This window comes from Pseudomonas sp. PS01303 (assembly GCF_029959385.1).
Taxonomy (GTDB): Bacteria; Pseudomonadota; Gammaproteobacteria; order Pseudomonadales; family Pseudomonadaceae; genus Aquipseudomonas; species Aquipseudomonas rustica.
In genome coordinates this window covers 1-20,591 of the sequence record NZ_JASCPK010000030.1, presented here as the reverse complement: position 1 = coordinate 20,591, position 20,591 = coordinate 1, and the positions used below count along the sequence as shown (strand labels likewise).

Sequence of the window (20,591 nt, the reverse complement as noted above, 5' to 3'; positions counted from 1 at the left end):
GTCAGTGCCTGCCGGACAGCCACCCGCTGTCCATGGACTGCACGACCGTCGCTTACCGAGCGATGTCCAGGACGCTTCATGACCTTCGATTACGCTTTTATTCTCAGCACGCTGCCCGCGTTTCTCAAAGCCGTGGGTGTGACGCTGCAGGTCGGTTTCATCGCCATTGGCACCTCGCTGGTGGTGGCGCTGCTCAACGCGACGATTCTGGTGTTCCGCACGCCGTACCTGCAAAAACTGGTCGGCCTGTACGTAGAACTGGCGCGCAACACGCCGCTGCTGATCCAGTTGTTTTTCGTCTACTTCGCTTTGCCGGCAGTTGGGATTCAGGTGTCCGGTTTCACCGCCGCGATCATCACCATGACTTTCCTCGGCGGCGCCTATCTGACTGAAGTGCTGCGCGCCGGCGTCGATGCGGTGCCGCAGGCGCAACTGGAATCCGGACGCTCCATCGGCCTGTCGCACGGGCAGTTGCTGCGCTATGTGATCCTGCCGCAAGCGGGGATCCTCAGCCTGCCGTCGCTGTTCGCCAATTTCATTTTCCTGCTTAAGGAAACCACCGTGGTTTCGGCGGTAGCAGTGCCGGAAATTCTCTACACCACCAAGAGCTACATCGCGCTCTATTACAAAACCTACGAAATGCTCGCCGTGCTGACGCTGATCTGCGTGCTGCTGTTCTTGCCGCTGTCGCTGTTGCTCAGCCGTCTGGAAAGGAGGCTCCAGCATGGCCAGTTCGGGTCTTGAATTACTCTGGGTATCGTTGCCGCAACTGGCAAAAGGCGCCGGGCAAACCTTGTCGATCTCGTTTCTGAGCATCGCCATCAGCACCGTCGGCGGCGTGCTGTACGGTGTATTGCGCACGTTGAACGTGACGTGGTTGAACGCGATTCTGCGGGTGTATCTGGAGCTGTTCCGGGCGATCCCGGTGCTGGTCTGGCTGTATCTGTTGTTCTTCGGCTTGCCGATTTTCTTTGGCCTGAGCATTCCGAGTTTCTGGTGCGCAGTGCTGGTTCTATCGCTGTGGGGCGCGAGCGAGGTCGGCGAAGTGGCGCGCGGCGCATTGCATTCGTTGCCGCGCGGGCAGCGTGAAGCGGGGCTATCGATTGGTCTGAACGCCGCGCAACTCTATGGCTACGTGTTGCTGCCGCAAGCGCTGAAACGCATGACGCCGCCGACTATCAACGTCTACACGCGAATCATCAAGACCAGTTCGCTGGCGGTGCTGATCGGTGTGGTCGATGTGATCAAGGTCGGCCAGCAGATCATCGAACGCACCTACGAATCCGTGCTGATCTACGGCGCGCTGTTCCTGTTTTTCTTCTTCATCTGCTACCCGCTCTCGGCCGCCTCGCGCGTGCTGGAGCGGCGCTGGACGCAAGCATGAGTGCATTGATCGAGTTTCACGGTTTCAACAAATTCTATGGCGAGCAGCAGGTGCTCAACGGCATCGACCTGCAAGTGCAGAGCGGTGAAGTGATCGTCATCCTCGGCCCCAGCGGCTGCGGCAAAAGTACGCTGCTGCGTTGCCTCAATGGCCTCGAAGTCGCCCACAGCGGCAGCCTGAAATTTCTCGACCGCGAGTTGCTCGACAAGGCCACCGACTGGCGCGATATCCGCCAGCAGATCGGCATGGTGTTTCAGAGTTATCACCTGTTTCCGCACATGAGCGTGCTCGATAATTTGCTGCTCGGCCCGCTCAAAGTGCAGAAGCGCCAGCGCCGTGAAGCGCAACAACAAGCCGAAGCCTTGCTTGAACGCGTGGGACTTCTGGACAAGCGCGATGCGTTTCCGCGTCAGCTGTCCGGTGGCCAGCAGCAACGCATCGCCATCGTCCGTTCGCTGTGCATGAACCCAAGGGTGATGCTCTTCGACGAAGTCACCGCCGCCCTTGATCCGGAGATGGTCAAGGAAGTTTTGCAGGTCATTCAGGGCCTGGCCCGTGAGGGCATGACCTTGCTGATCGTCACCCACGAAATGGCCTTCGCCCGCGCGGTGGCCGACCGCATCGTGTTCATGGATGCCGGGCGCATCCTTGAACAGACCCCGCCCGAGATTTTCTTTACGAACCCGCAAACCGCACGCGCGCAGCAGTTTCTGGAGAAGTTCTCCTTCGTTGCAACACTGCCAAAAACGAATCCGACAAAGGAACTGGAACTGTTATGAAAACTGCCGCTTTTTTACTGCCCCTATTGAGCCTCGCCTTGCTTGCCGGTTGCAGCAAAACCGAAGAACCGCCAAAGCCGAAAGTCGCCAGCGAAAGCACCGCGCCGGCCGGTTATCTGGACAAGATCAAGGCCCGCGACAAGCTGATCGTGGGCGTGTTTACCGATAAGCCGCCATTCGGTTTCGTCGATGAAGCCGGGCGCTATGTTGGCTTCGATACCGACATCGGCCGCCGTTTCGCCAAGGATCTGCTCGGCGATGAAAACAAGGTCGAATTCGTTGCCGTCGAACCGGCGAGCCGCATTCCGTTTCTGCAAAGCGACAAGGTCGACCTGATCCTCGCCAACATGACCGTCACGCCTGAGCGCAAGGAAGCGGTGGAATTCACCAACCCGAACCTCAAGGTTGCTGTGCAAGCGCTGGTGCCGCAAAGCAGCTCGGTGAAAAACCTCGATGATCTCGCAACCCGCACGACCATCGTCACCACTGGCACTACAGCGGATATCTGGCTGACCAAGAATCACCCGGACTGGAAACTGCTGAAGTTCGAGAAAAACTCTGAGTCGCTGCAAGCCCTGGCAAATGGTCGCGGCGATGCTTATGCGCAGGACAATCTGGTGCTGTTCAGCTGGGCCAAGCAGAACCCGGGCTACCGCGTGCTGGAGGACAAACTCGGTGCCGAAGCGCCGATTGCACCGGCGGTGAAGAAGGGCAATATCGAACTGCGTGACTGGGTGAATACCGAGCTGACGAAGTTGGGTGAAGAGAAATATCTGCTCAAACTGTACGACCAATACGTGCGTAAAGAACTGAGCGATGACACCAAGCCTGAGAGCGTGATTGTTGAAGGGGGCAAGTGGCAGGGGTGATTGCCTGTTGGGTCGGTGGTGAGGCTTGCCCCTCACCCCAGCCCTCTCCCGGAGGGAGAGGGGGCCGACCGAGGTGTCCTGCGTCACACATCGACCTGAAAAACCGAGTCGATTATGGATTCAACACAGCAAGATCAGGTCGGCGCACCTTGAATATTCAACTCGGTCAGTCCCCTCTCCCCCCGGGAGAGGGCTAGGGTGAGGGGCTTTTGACCGAAGCACTCAATCCGGCCAATACCACGCCGGCGTCTCCAGCACTTTCTGCCCGACAATCCCGGTTTCCCCCAGCGTCTTCTCCAGCACAATGCAATTGCACTCCGGATCCTCCTGCAACGCCGAAATCAACCGCCGCGCATGCGACACCACCCACACCTGACATTGCTCCGACGCACGAATGATCAACCGTGCCAACGCCGGCAGCAGATCCGGGTGCAGGCTGGTTTCCGGCTCGTTCAGCACCATCAGCGACGGCGGCCTCGGTGTCAGCAACGCCGCGACCAACAACAAATAACGCAACGTCCCGTCCGACAACTCCGCCGCCGACAGTGGCCGCAGCAAACCTTCCTGATAGAACTCGATGGCAAAGCGTCCACCCGCCTGAGCTTCGATATGCAAGCGCGCCCCCGGAAAGGCATCAGTAATCGCCGCACGCATCGCGTCGCCGTCACCGATTTCAATAATGGTCTGCAACGCCGCCGCCAGATCGCGGCCGTCGTGGTGCAGCACCGGCGTGCGCGTGCCCAATTGCGGTTGGCGCACCGGTGCGTCGGCGTCGCTGCGAAAGTGATCATAAAAACGCCAGCGACGAATGAACTCGCGCATCTGGAACACTTCCGGCGAGCTGCGCAGACTGCCGACCTGATCGAACAGGCTGTCGAAGTTCGGCGTGTGCTGCGCCAGCACATCCCATTGGCGCTCGTTGCGCGCGCGAATCATCGGGCCGTCACGATCGACCAACAGGCTGGCAGGGCGGTAATGCGGGCCGCCCCAGATGCATTCGCGCTTGATCTGCGGGTCGAGGCTGAAGCGCGAAGGGATTGGTCGCGAGTGCTCGGGCAGCATGAAATGGCCGTTGGAATCGGGCAGGCCGAGGCTGATCGAATAACTGAAATCTTCCCCGGCAAAGCCCAGGCGCAGACGCTTCACGCCTTGGCGCACCGTCGACTGGATTGGCACCTCGCCGTTGCGCATGCGCCGGCTGATGGTTTCCGGTCCGGCCCAGAACGTCGAATCCAGTCCGCCTTCACGCGCCAGTGCATTGACCACACCGCCCTGCGCGGTTTCCGCCAGCAGGCGCAAGGCCCGATAGAGGTTGGACTTGCCACTGCCATTGGGGCCGGTGATCAGGTTGAGCCGGCCCAGCGGAATCACCAATTTGTTGATCGAGCGGTAATTGGCCACCGCCAGGGTGTTGAGCATGAATGAGATCCTCCGAATCCGTCGCAGAATACCCCCTGTAGGAGCTGCCGAAGGCTGCGATCTTTTGATCTTTTCCGCAAAAAAGCAAAAGATCGCAGCCTTCGGCAGCTCCTTCGGTGTTTAATCTGTTATTCGCATGAGCAATGGTTGAACCCTGTTCTAAGCTCTGAAGTCGTATCGTCCTGATCGTCTAAAAATGCCAAGGAGTCTGCATGGCGGGTCCCGGAATTAAAGTGGTAATGGCTTTGAGCGCCATTGCCTTGCTGACCGCTTGCGGCGAAAAGAAGGCTCCCCAGGAGTACCTGCCGAGAGTCTTTGTTCAAGAGGTGAAACCCGCGGATTACGCGGCCTCGGTGACACTGACCGGTGATGTGCAGGCGCGCGTGCAGACAGAATTGTCGTTCCGCGTCGGCGGCAAAATCATCCAGCGTTCAGTAGATGTCGGCGACCGTGTCACGGCCAAGCAAGTGCTGGCCAAACTCGATCCCAAGGATTTGCAGACCAACGTCGATTCCGCTCAGGCTCAGGTCGTCGCCGAACAGGCGCGGGTCAAGCAGAGCGCGGCGGCGTTTGTGCGTCAGCAAAAACTGCTGCCCAAGGGCTACACCAGCCAAAGCGAATTCGATACCGCGCAAGCCGCGTTGCGCAGTAGCCAAAGCGCCTTGAGCGCGGCTCAGGCGCAACTGGCCAATGCCAAGGATCAGCTCAGCTACACCTCGCTGATTGCCGATGCGCCGGGTGTCATCACTGAGCGTCAGGCCGAAGTTGGCCAGGTCGTGCAAGCCACGGCGCCGATTTTCAGTCTGGCCCGCGACGGCGATCGCGATGCGGTATTCAACGTCTACGAGTCGCTGCTGGCCGAGCGGCCGACGGATAACAAGATCACCGTCAGCCTGCTCGACAATCCCGAGATCAAAACTACCGGCACCGTGCGCGAAATCACCCCGTCGGTGTCCGCGCAGTCCGGCACCGTGCAAGTCAAAGTCACCCTCGACAAACTGCCGCCGGGCATGCAACTCGGTTCGGTAGTGAGCGCGACGGCCAAGGGCACCGGCAAATCGGCGGTGGCTTTGCCGTGGTCGGCGCTGACCAAAAATGTCAGCGACCCCGCTGTGTGGCTGGTCGACGACAAGGGCGAAGCGCAATTGCACACGGTCACGGTCGGCCGTTACCTGACCGGCAAAGTGATCATCAGCGAAGGTCTCAATGGCGGCGAAAAAGTCATCATCGCCGGCGGCCAGTTATTGCACCCGGGCATGAAAGTAGAGATTGCCGAGAACACCTACAAGGATCTGGAAATGGGAGCGCAGCCATGAAGCGTTTCGGGCTGTTGGCCGTCGGGCTGTTGCTCGCGGCATGCTCCAAGAAGGAGCCGCCTCCGGAGCCGGTGCGCCCGGTGTTGTCGGTCAAGGTAGAGGCCTTGAACGAAGAAACCCTCGGCCGCTTTGCCGGCAGCATTCAGGCGCGTTACGAGAGCAACACCGGTTTCCGTGTCGGCGGGCGCATTGCCAGCCGTAACGTCGATGTCGGCACCGAAGTGGAGAAGGGCACGCTGCTCGCCACCCTCGACCCGTCCGATCAACAAAATCAGCTGCGTTCGGCGCAGGGCGATCTGGCAAAAATCGAAGCGCAACTGATCAACGCACAAGCCAATGCGCGACGTCAGCAAGCGCTGTTTGATCGCGGCGTCGGCGCGCAGGCGCAACTCGACGAGGCCACCACTAACCTGAAAACCACTCAGGCCTCACTCGATCAGGCGCGGGCGGCGGTCAATCAGAGCAAGGATCAACTCGGCTACACCGAACTGCGTTCCGACCACAAAGCCGTGGTCACCGCGTGGAACGCCGAGGCCGGGCAAGTGGTGACGGCAGGTCAACAAGTGGTGACGCTGGCGCAACCGGACATCAAAGAAGCGGTGATCGATCTGCCAGACACTTTGGTCGATCAGATTCCCAAGGACGTGGTGTTTCTGGTCGCTGCGCAACTCGATCCCAGCATCAAAACCACCGCGGTCATCCGCGAAATCGAACCGCAGGCACAGAGCGCCACGCGCACCCGCCGCGCTCGTCTGACCCTGACTGATACGCCGGAAGGTTTCCGTCTCGGCACCGCGATCAGCGTGACCCTCAGCTCAGCGATCAAACCGCGCATCGAACTGCCGGCAACCACGTTGCAGGAAGTCGATGGCAAAACACGGATCTGGGTGATCGACACCCAAAACAAAACCGTCAGCCCCCGCGATGTCACCGTCGTCAGCCGCACCGACAGCACCGTGGTGCTGGCCGGTGGCGTGAAGAACGGCGAGCAAGTGGTCAGTGCCGGCGTCAACAGTCTCAAACCCGGACAATCAGTGAAACTTGACGAGGACAGTCAATGAAAGGCTCTTTCAACCTCTCCGAATGGGCCCTGAAACACCAGTCCTTCGTCTGGTACCTGATGTTCGTCGCGTTGCTGATGGGGGTGTTTTCCTACTTCAATCTGGGCCGCGAAGAAGACCCGTCGTTCACCATCAAAACCATGGTGATCCAGACCAAATGGCCGGGCGCGACCCAAGAGGAAACGCTCAAGCAGGTCACCGACCGCATCGAGAAAAAACTCGAAGAGCTCGACTCCCTCGACTACGTGAAAAGCTACACGCGCCCCGGCGAATCGACGGTGTACGTGTACCTGCGCGATACCACCAGTGCCAAGGACATTCCGGAAATCTGGTACCAGGTGCGCAAGAAGATCAACGATATTCGCGGGCAGTTTCCCCAAGGCATTCAAGGCCCGGGGTTTAACGACGAGTTCGGTGATGTGTTCGGTTCGGTCTACGCGTTTACCGCCGACGGCCTGACCATGCGCCAGTTGCGCGACTACGTGGAGCAGGCGCGGGCGGAGATTCGCAACGTGCCGGGGCTGGGCAAGATCGAAATGGTCGGCCAGCAGGACGAAGTGATTTACCTGAACTTCTCCACGCGCAAACTCGCCGCGCTGGGCATCGATCAGCGTCAAGTCGTAGAGAGCCTGCAATCGCAGAACGCGGTGACCCCGGCAGGTGTGATCGAGGCCGGGCCGGAGCGGATTTCCGTGCGCACGTCGGGGCAATTCGCCTCGGAGAAAGATCTGGCCGAGGTCAACCTCAAGCTCAACGATCGCTTCTATCGTCTGGCCGACATCGCCGAGATCAGTCGCGGTTACGTCGACCCGGCCACCCCGGAATTCCGTTTCGACGGCAAACCGGCAATCGGTCTGGCGATCGCCATGCAGAAGGGCGGCAACGTCCAGGCGTTCGGCAAGGCGTTGCATGAGCGCATCGATCAAGTCACCGCAGACCTGCCGGTAGGCGTTGGCATCCACACCGTTTCCGATCAGGCCGTGGTGGTGGAAGAAGCTGTTGGCGGCTTCACCAGCGCGCTGTTCGAAGCGGTGATCATCGTCTTGGTGGTGAGCTTTATCAGTCTCGGCGTGCGCGCCGGTCTGGTGGTGGCGTGCTCGATTCCGCTGGTGCTGGCGATGGTCTTCGTCTTCATGGAATACAGCGGCATCACCATGCAGCGGATTTCCCTCGGTGCGTTGATCATCGCCCTCGGCCTGTTGGTGGACGACGCGATGATCACGGTGGAGATGATGGTCACGCGCCTGGAAATGGGCGAGACCAAGGAGCAGGCCGCGACCTACGCCTACACCTCGACCGCGTTCCCGATGCTCACCGGTACGCTGGTGACCGTCGCCGGTTTCGTGCCGATCGGCCTCAACGCCAGCTCCGCTGGTGAGTACACCTACACGCTGTTTGCGGTGATCGCGGTGGCGATGATCGTCTCGTGGATCGTCGCGGTATTCTTCGCACCGGTGATCGGCGTGCACATCCTCAGCGCCAACGTGAAACCCCATGCCGCAGAACCAGGGCGCATTGGCCGCGCATTCAACGGCGGTTTGCTGTGGAGCATGCGCAACCGTTGGTGGGCGATCGGTATCACCGTGCTGCTGTTTGCACTGTCGATTTTCTGCATGCGTTTCGTGCAGAACCAGTTCTTCCCGGCCTCGGATCGTCCGGAAATTCTCGTCGACCTGAACCTGCCGCAAAACGCCTCGATCGACGAAACCCGCAAGGCCGTCGACAAACTCGAAGAAACCCTCAAGGGCGACCCGGACATCGTGCGCTGGAGCACCTACATCGGTCAGGGCGCGATCCGTTTCTACCTGCCACTCGACCAGCAATTGCAAAACCCGTACTACGCGCAACTGGTGATCGTCAGCAAAGGCTTCGAGTCTCGCGAGGCTCTGAGCGCACGGCTGCGTGAACGTCTGCGCAAAGAGTTCGTCGGCATCGGCAGCTACGTGCAGGCACTGGAAATGGGCCCGCCGGTAGGGCGTCCGATTCAGTACCGGGTCAGCGGCAAGGACATCGATCAAGTGCGCAAGCACGCCATCGACCTCGCCACCGAACTGGATAAAAACTCGCACATCGGCGAGATCATTTACGACTGGAACGAGCCGGGCAAAGTCCTGCGCATCGACATCGCACAGGACAAGGCGCGCCAGCTTGGGTTGTCGTCCGAAGACGTCGCCAACCTGATGAACAGCATCGTCAGTGGCTCGCCGTTGACCCAGGTCGATGACGATATCTACCTGATCAACGTGGTCGGTCGTGCGGTGGATTCCGAACGCGGCACTCCGGAAACCCTGCAGAACCTGCAGATTGTCACGCCGAGCGGCACCTCGATTCCATTGCTCGCCTTCGCCACGGTTCGTTATGAACTGGAGCAACCGCTGGTGTGGCGTCGCGATCGTTTGCCGACCATCACCATCAAGGCTTCGGTGCGAGACGAGATTCAGCCGACCGACCTGGTGAAAATCCTCAAGCCATCGATTGATGCCTTCGCTGAAAAACTGCCGGTCGGCTACAAAGTCGCCACCGGCGGTACGGTCGAGGAAAGCGGCAAGGCCCAAGGGCCAATCGCCAAGGTGTTGCCATTGATGCTGTTCTTGATGGCGACGTTCCTGATGATCCAGTTGCACAGCGTGCAGAAGATGTTCCTGGTGGCGAGTGTCGCGCCGCTGGGGCTGATCGGCGTGGTGCTGGCGCTGGTGCCGACCGGTACGCCGATGGGCTTCGTGGCGATTCTGGGGATTCTCGCGCTGATCGGCATCATCATCCGCAACTCGGTGATTCTGGTCACGCAGATCGATGAATTCGAACGCAAAGGCTATGAGCCGTGGGATGCGGTGGTGGAAGCGACCGAGCATCGACGCCGGCCTATCCTGCTGACCGCTGCGGCGGCGAGCATGGGCATGATCCCGATTGCCCGCGAAGTGTTCTGGGGGCCGATGGCCTACGCGATGATCGGCGGGATTGTCGTGGCGACGCTGCTGACGCTGCTGTTCCTGCCGGCGCTGTATGTGGCGTGGTACAAGATTCGCGAGCCGAAAAAAGATCAAGTCAACAACGGCCCTCACCCTAACCCTCTCCCGGGGGGAGAGGGGACTGACCGTGGCGTCTGAAGATATTCATCGACCTGAAGGATCGGGTCGATTATGGATTCAGTGAAGTTGGATCAAGTCGGTATACGTCTTCAATATCACCCAATCTGCCCCCTCTCCCCTCGGGAGAGGGCTGGGGTGAGGGGCTTTCCCTGACCCGACTCAACCCTTACGCCAAACGCTGGCCAACCAAGGCTGCTGCTCACGCGGCAGCCCCGCCGGCCGGAAGTAATGCTCCAGCTCGACAAAACCCGCCGCCGTCAACAACCCGCGCCACGCCGCCAGATCGTGATACGAGCCATAACGCGGCCCGTTCCAGCCCTCACGGTTATCCCCGCGCGGATTGGAACTGAACAACACCCCACCGGGTTTTAAAGCGCCATGCAATTGCTTGAGCACCCGCGGCAATTCCTGCAACGGCACATGAAACAGCACCGCATTGGCAAAAATCCCGTCAAAGCGTTCAGCCGGGAGATCCAGCTTCAGAAAATCCTGCTGCAATACCTCACAGCCACTGTCCTCACGCGCCATCCGCGCAAATTCCTCAGAGCCATCCAGCCCCACCGCAACGTGACCCATACGCGTAAACGTCTGCAAATCCCGCCCCGGCCCGCAGCCGAAATCCAGAACGGTGAACGGCGCTGAACCCTGAATATGCCGCAATAGTGCATCAATATTCTGGCTGACATCGTGATCGCGGGTGCCTTCACGGAAATCTTCGGCTACCGAGTTGTAGTGGCCGAGGGTGGTGGCGGTGATCTGTTCGAGGTCGGTGGGAGTCTGCTTCATGGTCGGGTGCATGTTCAGGGAGAGATGTGCCGACTATAAGCGAAAAGATCGCAGCCTGCGGCAGCTCCTATAGGCGTTCATGCAACGGTCGACCTCGATCCTGTAGGAGCTGCCGCAGACTGCGATCTTTTGATCTTGCCTCAATACCGACCTGTTACTTCTTACAGTATCGACCCGATGAAAAAACCTTCAGGCTACCCCTAAGTCTGGAGGACGTTCACAGCCATGAAGGCGACTCAGCACTCACCTCATCCCACCCTGTCCGTCGTCGACCCGCGAGCACTGGCGATTCGCAGCGTTGCCTACTGCCAGCACCCGGACAAACCCGACGTCGAACCGCGCATCACCCGGCAGATGTTCGATGAGGCGGGGCGCGAAGTAGCGGCGTGGGATCCCCGGTTGTGGGGAGCCGCGCCGAAACCGAATCTGAGCACCGTTTACGCCTTGAGCGGTCAGGTGTTGCTCACGGACAGCGTGGATGCCGGTTGGCAGTTGAATCTGTGCAATGACGCAGGTTCGCAGCGTTCTTTTTGGGATGCACGGGGTAGCCAATGTCGTCGTGAGTTTGATGAATTGCAGCGTCCGGTAGCGCTGACGGAGCAGGCTTATGGCGAGCAGCCTCAGGTGGTTGAGCGCTGGACTTATGCCGACGCCACGGAGAGTTTTGCCCAGCACAATCAGTGTGGGCAACTGATCCGGCATGACGACCCGGGCGGTGGCCAGTTCCTCGGCGATTATGGTTTGTCGGGTGCAGTGCTGGAGGAGTCTCGACGGTTTCTCATTGAGCTGGATGCGCCGGACTGGCCGCTTCTACTGGACGCCCGAGACGAACTTCTCGAAGAAAAAGCCTACGTCACCCGATACGCTTTCTATCCAACGGGCGAGGTGCAGCGTCAGATCGATGCAGCGCGTAATACACAAATTTTCCATTTCAACGTGGCGGGAAAATCCTCTGCGACATGGCTTTTGCAATCCGGTGAAGGCCAGCATCCACAGTGCGTTATCAGCGAAATTCGTTACAACGCCCAAGATCAGATCGAAAGTGAAATGGCCGGCAACGGCGTAGTCTCAAGCGTAGATTACAGCCTTGAGGATGGTCGCCTGCTGAGGCTTTTCGCAGGTGTCGTAGGGCAACAGCCTTTGCAAGATTTGAATTACGCCTACGATCCGGTGGGCAATATTGTCGAGCTCGAAGACAAGTGCCAAACCGTGAGCCACTTCAACGGCCAGCGCATCGAGCCGGTCAGCCGATATCGCTATGACAGCCTGTACCAATTGGTCGAAGCCAAAGGCTGGGAGGTCAGCAAACCGAGCCATGGCCCGGCGCTACCCGATCTGCTGCCTTTGCCGCTGGATCCCGCTCAGCGGCGCAACTACACCCAGACGTTTGCTTACGACGCGGCAGGCAACCTGATCACGCGGCATCACAGTGGCGCGCCTGGGTTTTCGATGTTCACCTCCGCGCGCAGCAATCGGAGTCTGGCGCAGCTTGACGATGGATCCCTGCCGGGAGAGGCGCAGATAACGCTTGGATTTGATGCGGCGGGTAATCAGCTGGAATTGCAGCGTGGGCAGGCCATGGCGTGGAATGTGCGCAATGAGTTGCGCCGGGTGACGTTGGTACAGCGTGGGGCTGAGGCGGATGACTCTGAGTGTTATATCTACGATCAGCCGGGGCATCGGTTGCGTAAGACGCAAATCAGTCGGGCATCCGGGCAAACCCTGATTGCAGAATTGCGTTATCTACCGGGTCTTGAGATTCATCGCGAAGTCGACGGTATAGAGCGGCATGTAGTCAGTGTCGACGCTGGGCGGAACCACGCGCGATTACTGCATTGGCCCGAAGGTGCTGAAAGCGATCAATGGGGTTACAGCCTCGGTGATCATCTTGGTTCCAGCTCGATGGAGTTGAATGAGAACGCGGGGATATTGAGTCTGGAACACTACTACCCGTTTGGCCGTACGGCGTGTTGGGCGAGCAACAATGCGTTGGGCGCGAAATACAAAAGCATTCGTTTTTCGGGGAAGGAACGGGATGTGACCGGGTTTTATTATTATGGGTTTCGGTATTATGCGCCGTGGCTGCAAAGATGGATTAGTGCGGACCCGGCGGGTGACATCGATGGGTTGAACCTGTACGCAATGGTCAGGAACAATCCCGGCACAAGACGGGACGCTAATGGGTTGTTGTCGGAAAGCGAAGGCCGAATAATTCTTAATGCATTGACATCAGGCAGAGATACTGTAGCCCGAGCTCGTTATCTTCTTGACTCAATGCCCCAAGTGGCGAACAAAATCATGCAAACATACTTTGGTGATAGCCATGATGATGTTCATGATTCAGTGATCCAAGCCTGGTCTCAAACAGAAAACATTCTTGGTCAATACGCTGGAATGATGATTGATAGCGCACAAGGTAAAATCGTTAAAGAGCCAGTTAGAAGAACAGCTACGGTAGCTCACTGGAAAGAAAGTACCCAAAAAATCAGTGTGTTTGAAAATTTTTTTGATGATGATTTTAAACCGCGATACCAGGCGGCGACATTGATCCACGAGGTCACCCATATTGGGGCGGATCTCCAAATCGGGCGACAAGGAGCGGGATCTAAAGATTTTTTCTATCTTGAAGAAGATAATCCGGCGCTGGATTCTAAACAAATTCTAAGCGGTACGGGCCTGAAAGCAGGTGATATTGATGATGCGGAGGCTATGTTCAAAGCAATCGCAGGTCTTAAAAACTATTCAGTTCATTACATTGAAACGGTAGAAGGAGATAACTCGATAGAGGACGTGATGCTGTATGGGAAAAGCGAGCTTATGCGACTCGACGATGCGGCCCATATTTTCAATAGTGACAGGCGCCTCCAAGCGCAGATTTCGGCGAAAAATGCGGACTCTTTGGCTTATGCTGCTATGGATCTCGGAGAAAAGTTCGATTCAATAATGGCAAGGGCGGGGCGCTAATTCGAATATGGATCGTCCATGGCTAAGGAACTTCCCCCTAGCCACAGTCATTATTCACAGTTTTATTAGCGCTTATTCAACCCCCGAGCCAACCGATCCCCACCCAACTGAATCACCGCCACCAACGCCACCAGCAACACAATCACCGTCAGCATGATCTGGCTATCAAACCGCTGATACCCGTAGCGATAAGCAATATCCCCCAGCCCGCCCGCACCAATCGCCCCGGCCATGGCGGATGAGTTGATCATCGTCACCACTGTAATCGTGAACCCACCGACAATTCCCGGCAGCGCTTCCGGCAACAGCACATGCCAGACAATGTGCCAACGCCGGCACCCCATCGCCTGCGCCGCCTCGATCAGACCATGATCAACCTCACGCAAACTCACTTCAGCAATCCGCGCAAAGAAGGGCGTCGCCGCGATCGTCAGCGGCACAACCGCCGCCCAGACTCCGTATGTAGTGCCGACAATCAACCGGGTAAACGGAATCAGCGCGACCATCAGAATCAGAAACGGGATCGAGCGGAACAGGTTCACGAACGCGCCCAACGCACGGTTCAACAGCGGTGCTTCGTAGATACCGCCCTTGTCGCTGGTGACTAGAATCACCGCCATGGGAATCCCCACCAGCAGCGCGATCAGCGACGACACGCCGACCATCAGAAACGTGTCGATAAACCCCTGCAACAAGCGATCAAACCACATAACCCAACACCTCCACTCGTTGCGCCCACGGTGCGGCGCGTTCGCGCAATTGTTCGGCGCTGAATGCTGAGCCGCTAACGGCCAATAACAGTTGCCCCAGTGCATGCCCCTGAATCCGTTCGACGCCGCCCTGCAGCAGCTTCACCCGGCCACCGAGGGCTGTAAAAAGTGCCGCCAGATCCGGTTCGTCGCTGGCACTGCCGGTGAACTGCAAACGCAGCACCACCGCTGCGTCGGGGGAAGGCGCTTGCCGGTGCAAACGGCTCTGCAATTCTTCCGGCAAGGCGTGTTGCAGCGGCGCGAGCAAGGTCTGGCTGACCTCGTGTTGCGGATTGCCGAACACTTCCCACACCGGGCCTTGTTCGACGACGCGGCCATGCTCAAGCACGACGACGCGGTCGCAGATTTCGCGGATGACTGCCATCTCGTGAGTGATCAGCACGATGGTCAGGCCCAGGCGTTGGTTGATCTCGCGCAGCAGGCCGAGGATCGACTGGGTGGTCTCCGGATCGAGTGCCGAAGTCGCCTCGTCGCAGAGCAAAATATCCGGGTCATGCACCAGCGCGCGGGCGATGCCGACGCGCTGTTTCTGGCCACCGGAAAGCTGCGCCGGATAGGCCTTGTGCTTTTCTTGCAGGCCGACCAGTTCGAGCAATTCGCGCACCTTTTTCTCGCGCTGCTCTTTCGGTACGCCAGCCACTTTCAGCGGCAGTTCGACGTTCTGCCAAACGGTCTTGGCCGACATCAGATTGAAGTGCTGGAAGATCATGCCGATGCGTCGGCGCAGCGCCACGAGGCGGTCTTCATCGAACTCGCCGATGTCGACCTGATCGATCAACACGCGCCCCGACGTTGGTTGTTCCAGACGATTGATGGTGCGGATCAGCGACGACTTGCCGGCGCCGCTGCGACCGATGATGCCGAACACTTCACCGCGCTGAATCGCCAGATCAATGCCTTGCAACGCGGCGACCGGGCCTTGTCGACCGTTGTAGGTTTTGCCCAGACCGATGAAGCGCACATGAGCGCGATTCAGTTCCGGATGCAGTTCGGTTTTTTCAGCATTGTGTGGCTCTGGAATTTCCAGTCGCCGTTGGATCGCGGCCGTCATGCTCAGCTTTCCCAACCGGCTTGATACAGCTTGCCGTGGGCCTTATCCAGCGCCGCTCGAACGGCTGGCGAATGCTGGTAGATGTCGACGAATTTGATCAGGCGCGGATCGGTTTTGCTCTTCGGCTGGATGACGAACTGGATCACGTATTCCTTGTGGTCGAGGCCGTCGAACAGCAGCGCGGAACCGGCATCGAAGGTCTTCGCTAAACGAATGTAGGCCGGGTAGCCCTGCACCAGATCGGCGTCGTCATAAGCGCGCACCAGTTGCACCGCTTCGACTTGCAGGATTTTGATTTTCTTCGGGTTGGCGACGATGTCGTCTTCGGTGGCTTTGTAGCCGACGCCCGGTTTCAGGGTGATCAAACCGGCCTTGGCCAGCAGCTGCAAACCGCGACCGCTGTTGATCGGATCGTTGGCGATGGCGACGCTGGCGCCTTCTGGCAGCTCATCGAAGCTTTTGTATTTTTTCGAGTAGAGGCCGACGTTGTTGATGATCCCCGGGGCGAACGGCACCAGGTCAAAACCGGCGGCGGCCTTGGCGTTTTCAAGGAACGGGATGTGCTGGAAGTAGTTCACGTCGATGTCGCCGGCGGCGAGGCTGACGTTGGGTGCGATCCAGTCAGTGAACTCGACCAGCTCGACTTTGAGGCCTTGTTTGGAGGCTTCTTCGACGGCGGCTTCCAGCGGGATGGCGAAGGCGGCGGTAGTGCCGACTTTTAGCGGGGCGTCGGCGGCGAAGAGTGTCGAGCTGAACAGGCCGAGGGCCAGGGCCAGTGCTTTGACTGGGTGGGACAGGAGTTTTTTGGTCATGATGGTTTTTCCAGTCAGTGCATAAATTTGGGGTGTCTGGTCGGGCCTCTTCGCGAGCAAGCTCAGCTCCTACAGGGATCGTGGTGCCTTGTAGGAGCAAAGCTTGCTCGCGAAGCTTTTAATGCCGGTACGAAGAGCCGGTGTGTTGCTCAGGCAGTTGCGCCGCACCGTGAAACAGCTTCTCGCGCAAGCTGCCGCTGTCGTACGCGGTCTTGTACGACCCACGCCGCTGCAACTCGGGAATCACCAGCTCAATAAAATCGACATAGCTTTCCGGCGTGACAATCCGCGTCAGGTTGAAACCATCCAGGCCGGTTTCAGCGATCCACGATTCCAGCTCATCCGCGACTTGCTCCGGCGAACCGACCACGGTGATGTAGCGGCCACCGAGCGCGTGCTGGTCGAGCAATTTGCGTCGCGTCCAGTCGTTGTTCTGCAGGTTTTTCGTCGCCGATTGAATGGCGTTGCTCTTTACGTACTGGATCGGTTCGTCGATTTCGTACTGAGAAAAGTCGATGCCGGTCGACGCGGAAAAATGCGCCACGCCGGCCTCGGCACTGGCGTAACTCAGGTACTCGGCATGCTTGGCCCACGCCGCTTCTTCGGTCGCGCCGACGATCACGTTGAGGCCCATGAACACCTTGATGTCCTCGGGATTGCGCCCGGCTTCAACGGCGCTGGCGCGCACCTTGTCGACCTGAACCTTGGTCGATGGCTTGTTCTGACCGCTGATGAACACGCACTCGGCGTGACGCCCGGCAAAGAGCAAACCGCGATCGGAACTGCCGGCCTGAAACAACACCGGCGTGCGCTGCGGTGACGGCTCGCAGAGGTGATAACCCTCGACCTGATAGAACTCGCCCTTGTGCTCGACCTTGTGCACTTTCTCCGGCTGCGCGTAGATCCGCTGCTCGCGATCGTTGAGCACTGCGCCGTTTTCCCAGCTGCCTTCCCAGAGTTTGTAGAGCACTTCCAGGTACTCATCGGCCTGATCGTAACGACGGTCATGCTCGACTTGTTCGCTGAGGCCCATGGCTTTGGCAGCGCTGTCGAGGTAGCCGGTGACGATGTTCCAGCCGACACGGCCGCGACTCAAATGATCGAGCGTCGACATGCGCCGGGCGAACAGATAGGGCGGCTCGTAGGTGAGATTCGCGGTGAGACCGAAGCCAAGGTTCTTGGTCACGGCGGCCATCGCTGAAACCAGCAGCAGCGGGTCGTTGACCGGCAACTGGATCGACTCTTTCAACGGCACATCGACCGAGTTCTGATAGACGTCGTACACACCAACGATGTCAGCGATGAACAGTCCGTCGAACAGCCCGCGCTCCAGCAATTGCGCCAGTTCCGTCCAATACTCAATGGTGTTGTAGCGCGTCGAGGTGTCGCGTGGATGCGTCCACAAGCCGTGGTTGATGTGGCCGATGCAGTTCATGTTGAACGCGTTGAGCAAGATCTTCTTTTTCGCCGCGCTCATCAGATCGTCCCTCGCAGTGGAGGGTTTTCATCGTTGAGGTAGTAGTTGCCGACGGCGTGATATTTCCAGCGCACCGGGTCGTGGAGGGTGTGCACGCGGGCGTTGCGCCAGTGACGGTCGAGGCCGTGCTCAATCAGCGTGGCCTGGCTGCCGGCCAGTTCGAACAATGTGCTGCCGGCGGCTAGGGAAATTTCAGTGCTGATCGCGCGGGCTTCGGCGACGGCAATCGATGCCGCAGCGACGGTTTCGGCGTTGCTCTCGGCTTGTGCAGCGTCGAGAAATTCGCCGGCGCGTTCGAGCAAGGCTTCGGTGGCGTGCAGACGAATGCTCAAGTGGCCGAAGCTTTTCAGGGTCAGCGGATCTTCGGTGGCTTTGTCGTTGCCGGAATCGATCCATGGCCGGGTTTTGCTGCGCACAAAGTGCAGCGCGTCTTCGTACGCGGCGCGGGCGATGCCGGTGTCGATGGCGGCGTGAAGGATCTGTGCCAACGGGCCAACCGTGGTCGGACGTTCGAACGCGCTTTGGAATGGCAACACGTCTTCAGCTGCGACATAGACGTCTTCAAACACCACCGAACCGCTGCCGGTGGTGCGCTGGCCGAAGCCGCTCCAGTCGTCGATCACGCTCAGCCCTTGGCTGTCACGCGGGACGAACGCCAGTTGCTGCACACCGTTTTCATCGACGACCGAGGTCGGGATGCGCTGCGCGTAAATCGCGCCGGTCGCATAGAACTTGCGGCCGTTGATGCGATAACCGTCGCCGTCGCGTTTGAGGCTGGTGACGCGATCGTGGGCGGTTTTGGTGCCCAGTTCCGCCAATGCATTACCGAAGCGCTGGCCGGCGAGTACTTCGGCGTACAGCCGTTGTTTTTGCGCGTGGCTGCCGTTTACCCGCAGCACTTCCAGTGCATAAAAATGGTTCTGTGGAATCTGCCCGAGCGAGCCGTCAGCCTGAGCGATCAGGGCGATGACTTTGGCCAGGGTGACGTTGGACACGCCAGCGCCGCCGTATTCCTTCGGCACGCTGATGCCCCACAGACCGGAGCGTGAAAATACATCGAGCTCCGGCAGTGGCAAGCGTCGTTCGCGGTCGCGCACGGCGCTGTCGCGTTTGAAGTCTTCGGCCAGGTCGCTGGCGACGATCAGGGCTTGTTCATCGCTGGTGATGACCGCGACGTGATGGGAAAAAGTCATAGGTTTCTCCATTGCACTTGAGAAAGTGTGCGGTCGTCAGATCCAGGAATGGCGAGCCGGTAGAGTGCCGTTGAGGCGATAGGCGCCGACCGCGTGATATTTCCAGCGCACCGGGTCGTGTAGCGTGTGCACGCGGGCGTTGCGCCAGTGACGGTCGAGGTTGAATTCGGCGAGGGTCGCGCGGCTGCCCGCGAGTTCGAACAGCTTTTCGCTGGCTTGCAGGGAGATCTCGGTGGTCAGCACTTTCGCTTCGGCCACGGCAATCGAAGCGCGCGCGGCGGATTCGGCGGTGAGCGGTGCTGCGTGCACCTGATCGAGCACTTTGCCGGCCTTGCGCAACAGCGCTTCGGCGGCATGCAGTTCGATTTTCAGTTTGCCGATGTCGGCGATCACGTAGAGGTCATCGCTGGCGCGTTCGACTTTGGCGTCGATCCATGGCCGTGCACGGGTTTTGACGAAATCGATGGCGTCGTCGATGGCGCCACGGGCGATACCGGCGTCGATCGCTGCTTGAATCAGCTGCGACACCGCGCCTTGGGTGTTGGGGATTTCGTTGATCTTCCAGTTGTCGACGACCAGGCTCGATTCGACGCGAACATTGTTCAGCAAAATCGTGCCGCTGGCGGTGGTGCGCTGACCGAAACCCGACCAGTCATCGACGATGCGCAAACCCGGGGTGCCGCGACGGACGAAGGCCAGCACTTGCTTGCCGTCATCGTTGAGCGCTTTGACTGCGACCCAGTGAGCGAACAGTGCGCCGGTGGAATAGAATTTTTGGCCGTTGATCACGTAATCGTCGCCGTCGGCGGTGATGCGCGCTTTCAATTCCAGGGTGTTTTTGGTGCCGCGTTCCGGGCCGGCATTGCCGATCCGCCAGCCTTCCAGAACGCTCTGGAACAGCTGTTTTTTCTGCGCTTCGGTGGCGCTGCCGAGCACCAGATTGATGATGCCGAACTGGTTCTGCGGAATCTGTCCCAACGCCGGGTCGGCGGCGGAAATGATCGCGAACACCTCGGCCAGGGTGACGAATGAAACCTGCGGGCCACCGTATTCGCGCGGGATGGCGATGCTGCCTAAACCACTGCGGGTGAACTGCTCGATTTCCGACCACGGCAGCTTGCGCTGCCGGTCGCGTTTGGCGGCCTGCAGGCGGGCAACTTGCGCCAGCTCATGGGCGGCCTTGATGGCTTGTGCGTCGTTGCGCAAAACCTGCGCGGGCAACAACAACGGGGCGATGTCCAGATCCGACTGGACGTTTGCGTCTGCCAGACTGGACATCAGTGCCGCTCCTTGGCTGCACGCAATGCCCTGGCGATCTGCACTGGGGTGATTGTGTTCCGGACCATACTACCTACCTCACATCTTATGAAAAACGCCGCAAAAGTGCGGCGAACGAAAGAATGTCCGGTGGTCCGGTTCATATACCCTAAGCGTGTATAAATATTAAATAAACTAACTTTTAGGAATATGCATAGAAGGGGTGATGGTCGGGTTGGTTAACAATATTTCTTTACCGACACGCGCTCTGTGGTGATTGGATTTTGTGGTGAGGGGATTCATCCCCGATGGGGCGCGCAGCGGCCCCGCTTCTAATGGGGCTGCTGCGCAGCCCATCGGGGAT

The 20,591-nt window shown here is 59.0% G+C and carries 16 protein-coding genes; 8 read left to right on the top strand and 8 right to left on the bottom strand.

Translation table 11 applies throughout. The annotated features are described in order from the left end of the window. Positions 1-78: 78 nt before the first annotated feature. From QMX93_RS11640 to QMX93_RS11625, 4 genes are read left to right on the top strand one after another with little or no spacing between them, the layout of a single operon-like run. Entirely contained in the window at positions 79-744 is a 666-nt protein-coding gene (locus tag QMX93_RS11640) for an amino acid ABC transporter permease (RefSeq protein ID WP_053116495.1), read from the top strand. Next, a complete protein-coding gene (locus QMX93_RS11635) occupies positions 725-1,384 on the top strand; it encodes an amino acid ABC transporter permease (RefSeq protein WP_007918714.1) in 660 nt (219 codons plus the stop codon). Before QMX93_RS11640 ends, QMX93_RS11635 begins: the two co-directional genes overlap by 20 nt. Further along, the gene (locus QMX93_RS11630) at positions 1,381-2,163 is read left to right on the top strand and encodes an amino acid ABC transporter ATP-binding protein (protein WP_212550004.1); all 783 of its coding nucleotides are present in this window, start codon (positions 1,381-1,383) and stop codon (positions 2,161-2,163) included. The genes QMX93_RS11635 and QMX93_RS11630 overlap by 4 nt, the downstream gene beginning before the upstream one ends. Then, positions 2,160-3,032, top strand: a complete 873-nt coding sequence (locus QMX93_RS11625) for a transporter substrate-binding domain-containing protein (protein ID WP_053116498.1) — start codon at positions 2,160-2,162, stop codon at positions 3,030-3,032. Before QMX93_RS11630 ends, QMX93_RS11625 begins: the two co-directional genes overlap by 4 nt. Before the next feature lie 222 nt (positions 3,033-3,254). On the opposite strand, the gene QMX93_RS11620 is transcribed toward QMX93_RS11625, so the two are convergent. Continuing rightward, positions 3,255-4,451: an AAA family ATPase gene (locus QMX93_RS11620; RefSeq protein ID WP_282355885.1), complete on the bottom strand. Its 1,197-nt coding sequence runs from the start codon at positions 4,449-4,451 to the stop codon at positions 3,255-3,257. Between the two features lie 212 nt (positions 4,452-4,663). Between QMX93_RS11620 and QMX93_RS11615 the strand changes: the two genes are divergently transcribed. From QMX93_RS11615 to QMX93_RS11605, 3 genes are read left to right on the top strand one after another with little or no spacing between them, the layout of a single operon-like run. Further along, the gene (locus tag QMX93_RS11615; RefSeq protein ID WP_053116500.1) at positions 4,664-5,767 is read left to right on the top strand and encodes an efflux RND transporter periplasmic adaptor subunit; all 1,104 of its coding nucleotides are present in this window, start codon (positions 4,664-4,666) and stop codon (positions 5,765-5,767) included. Beyond that, positions 5,764-6,828, top strand: a complete 1,065-nt coding sequence (locus QMX93_RS11610; RefSeq protein ID WP_159811981.1) for an efflux RND transporter periplasmic adaptor subunit — start codon at positions 5,764-5,766, stop codon at positions 6,826-6,828. Before QMX93_RS11615 ends, QMX93_RS11610 begins: the two co-directional genes overlap by 4 nt. Further along, a complete protein-coding gene (locus QMX93_RS11605) occupies positions 6,825-9,935 on the top strand; it encodes an efflux RND transporter permease subunit (RefSeq protein ID WP_212546431.1) in 3,111 nt (1,036 codons plus the stop codon). Before QMX93_RS11610 ends, QMX93_RS11605 begins: the two co-directional genes overlap by 4 nt. 141 nt (positions 9,936-10,076) lie before the next feature. Here the strand turns inward: QMX93_RS11605 and QMX93_RS11600 are convergent, their stop codons facing one another. Next, the gene (locus QMX93_RS11600) at positions 10,077-10,703 is read right to left on the bottom strand and encodes a class I SAM-dependent methyltransferase (protein ID WP_282355877.1); all 627 of its coding nucleotides are present in this window, start codon (positions 10,701-10,703) and stop codon (positions 10,077-10,079) included. A gap of 225 nt (positions 10,704-10,928) precedes the next feature. Here QMX93_RS11600 and QMX93_RS11595 point away from each other — a divergent pair, with 225 nt between their 5' ends. Next, positions 10,929-13,667 (top strand): RHS repeat-associated core domain-containing protein, encoded by a 2,739-nt coding sequence (locus QMX93_RS11595; RefSeq protein ID WP_282355875.1) that lies wholly within the window; start codon positions 10,929-10,931, stop codon positions 13,665-13,667. Positions 13,668-13,732: 65 nt separating this feature from the next. On the opposite strand, the gene QMX93_RS11590 is transcribed toward QMX93_RS11595, so the two are convergent. The 6 genes from QMX93_RS11590 to QMX93_RS11565 form a co-directional block, all read right to left on the bottom strand. After that, positions 13,733-14,377: a methionine ABC transporter permease gene (locus QMX93_RS11590; RefSeq protein WP_282355873.1), complete on the bottom strand. Its 645-nt coding sequence runs from the start codon at positions 14,375-14,377 to the stop codon at positions 13,733-13,735. Continuing rightward, positions 14,367-15,488 (bottom strand): ATP-binding cassette domain-containing protein, encoded by a 1,122-nt coding sequence (locus tag QMX93_RS11585; protein WP_282355870.1) that lies wholly within the window; start codon positions 15,486-15,488, stop codon positions 14,367-14,369. The genes QMX93_RS11590 and QMX93_RS11585 overlap by 11 nt, the downstream gene beginning before the upstream one ends. Positions 15,489-15,490: 2 nt before the next feature. After that, positions 15,491-16,300, bottom strand: coding sequence for a MetQ/NlpA family ABC transporter substrate-binding protein (locus QMX93_RS11580; RefSeq protein WP_159811987.1), 810 nt, complete (start codon positions 16,298-16,300; stop codon positions 15,491-15,493). Positions 16,301-16,418: 118 nt separating this feature from the next. Further along, positions 16,419-17,777, bottom strand: a complete 1,359-nt coding sequence (locus QMX93_RS11575; protein ID WP_282355863.1) for an LLM class flavin-dependent oxidoreductase — start codon at positions 17,775-17,777, stop codon at positions 16,419-16,421. Next, entirely contained in the window at positions 17,777-18,970 is a 1,194-nt protein-coding gene (locus QMX93_RS11570; protein WP_159811989.1) for an SfnB family sulfur acquisition oxidoreductase, read from the bottom strand. Before QMX93_RS11570 ends, QMX93_RS11575 begins: the two co-directional genes overlap by 1 nt. 36 nt (positions 18,971-19,006) lie before the next feature. Then, positions 19,007-20,248 (bottom strand): SfnB family sulfur acquisition oxidoreductase, encoded by a 1,242-nt coding sequence (locus QMX93_RS11565; protein ID WP_282355860.1) that lies wholly within the window; start codon positions 20,246-20,248, stop codon positions 19,007-19,009. Between the last annotated feature and the right edge of the window lie 343 nt (positions 20,249-20,591).

Coding starts and splice junctions, on each gene's coding strand:
- QMX93_RS11610 (WP_159811981.1), top strand. CDS start 5,764: ATGAAGCGTTTCGGGCTGTTGGCCGTCGGGCTGTTGCTCGCGGCATGC.
- QMX93_RS11570 (WP_159811989.1), bottom strand. CDS start 18,970: ATGACTTTTTCCCATCACGTCGCGGTCATCACCAGCGATGAACAAGCC.
- QMX93_RS11615 (WP_053116500.1), top strand. CDS start 4,664: ATGGCGGGTCCCGGAATTAAAGTGGTAATGGCTTTGAGCGCCATTGCC.
- QMX93_RS11580 (WP_159811987.1), bottom strand. CDS start 16,300: ATGACCAAAAAACTCCTGTCCCACCCAGTCAAAGCACTGGCCCTGGCC.
- QMX93_RS11590 (WP_282355873.1), bottom strand. CDS start 14,377: ATGTGGTTTGATCGCTTGTTGCAGGGGTTTATCGACACGTTTCTGATG.
- QMX93_RS11625 (WP_053116498.1), top strand. CDS start 2,160: ATGAAAACTGCCGCTTTTTTACTGCCCCTATTGAGCCTCGCCTTGCTT.
- QMX93_RS11640 (WP_053116495.1), top strand. CDS start 79: ATGACCTTCGATTACGCTTTTATTCTCAGCACGCTGCCCGCGTTTCTC.
- QMX93_RS11630 (WP_212550004.1), top strand. CDS start 1,381: ATGAGTGCATTGATCGAGTTTCACGGTTTCAACAAATTCTATGGCGAG.
- QMX93_RS11605 (WP_212546431.1), top strand. CDS start 6,825: ATGAAAGGCTCTTTCAACCTCTCCGAATGGGCCCTGAAACACCAGTCC.
- QMX93_RS11565 (WP_282355860.1), bottom strand. CDS start 20,248: ATGTCCAGTCTGGCAGACGCAAACGTCCAGTCGGATCTGGACATCGCC.
- QMX93_RS11620 (WP_282355885.1), bottom strand. CDS start 4,451: ATGCTCAACACCCTGGCGGTGGCCAATTACCGCTCGATCAACAAATTG.
- QMX93_RS11635 (WP_007918714.1), top strand. CDS start 725: ATGGCCAGTTCGGGTCTTGAATTACTCTGGGTATCGTTGCCGCAACTG.
- QMX93_RS11585 (WP_282355870.1), bottom strand. CDS start 15,488: ATGACGGCCGCGATCCAACGGCGACTGGAAATTCCAGAGCCACACAAT.
- QMX93_RS11575 (WP_282355863.1), bottom strand. CDS start 17,777: ATGAGCGCGGCGAAAAAGAAGATCTTGCTCAACGCGTTCAACATGAAC.
- QMX93_RS11595 (WP_282355875.1), top strand. CDS start 10,929: ATGAAGGCGACTCAGCACTCACCTCATCCCACCCTGTCCGTCGTCGAC.
- QMX93_RS11600 (WP_282355877.1), bottom strand. CDS start 10,703: ATGAAGCAGACTCCCACCGACCTCGAACAGATCACCGCCACCACCCTC.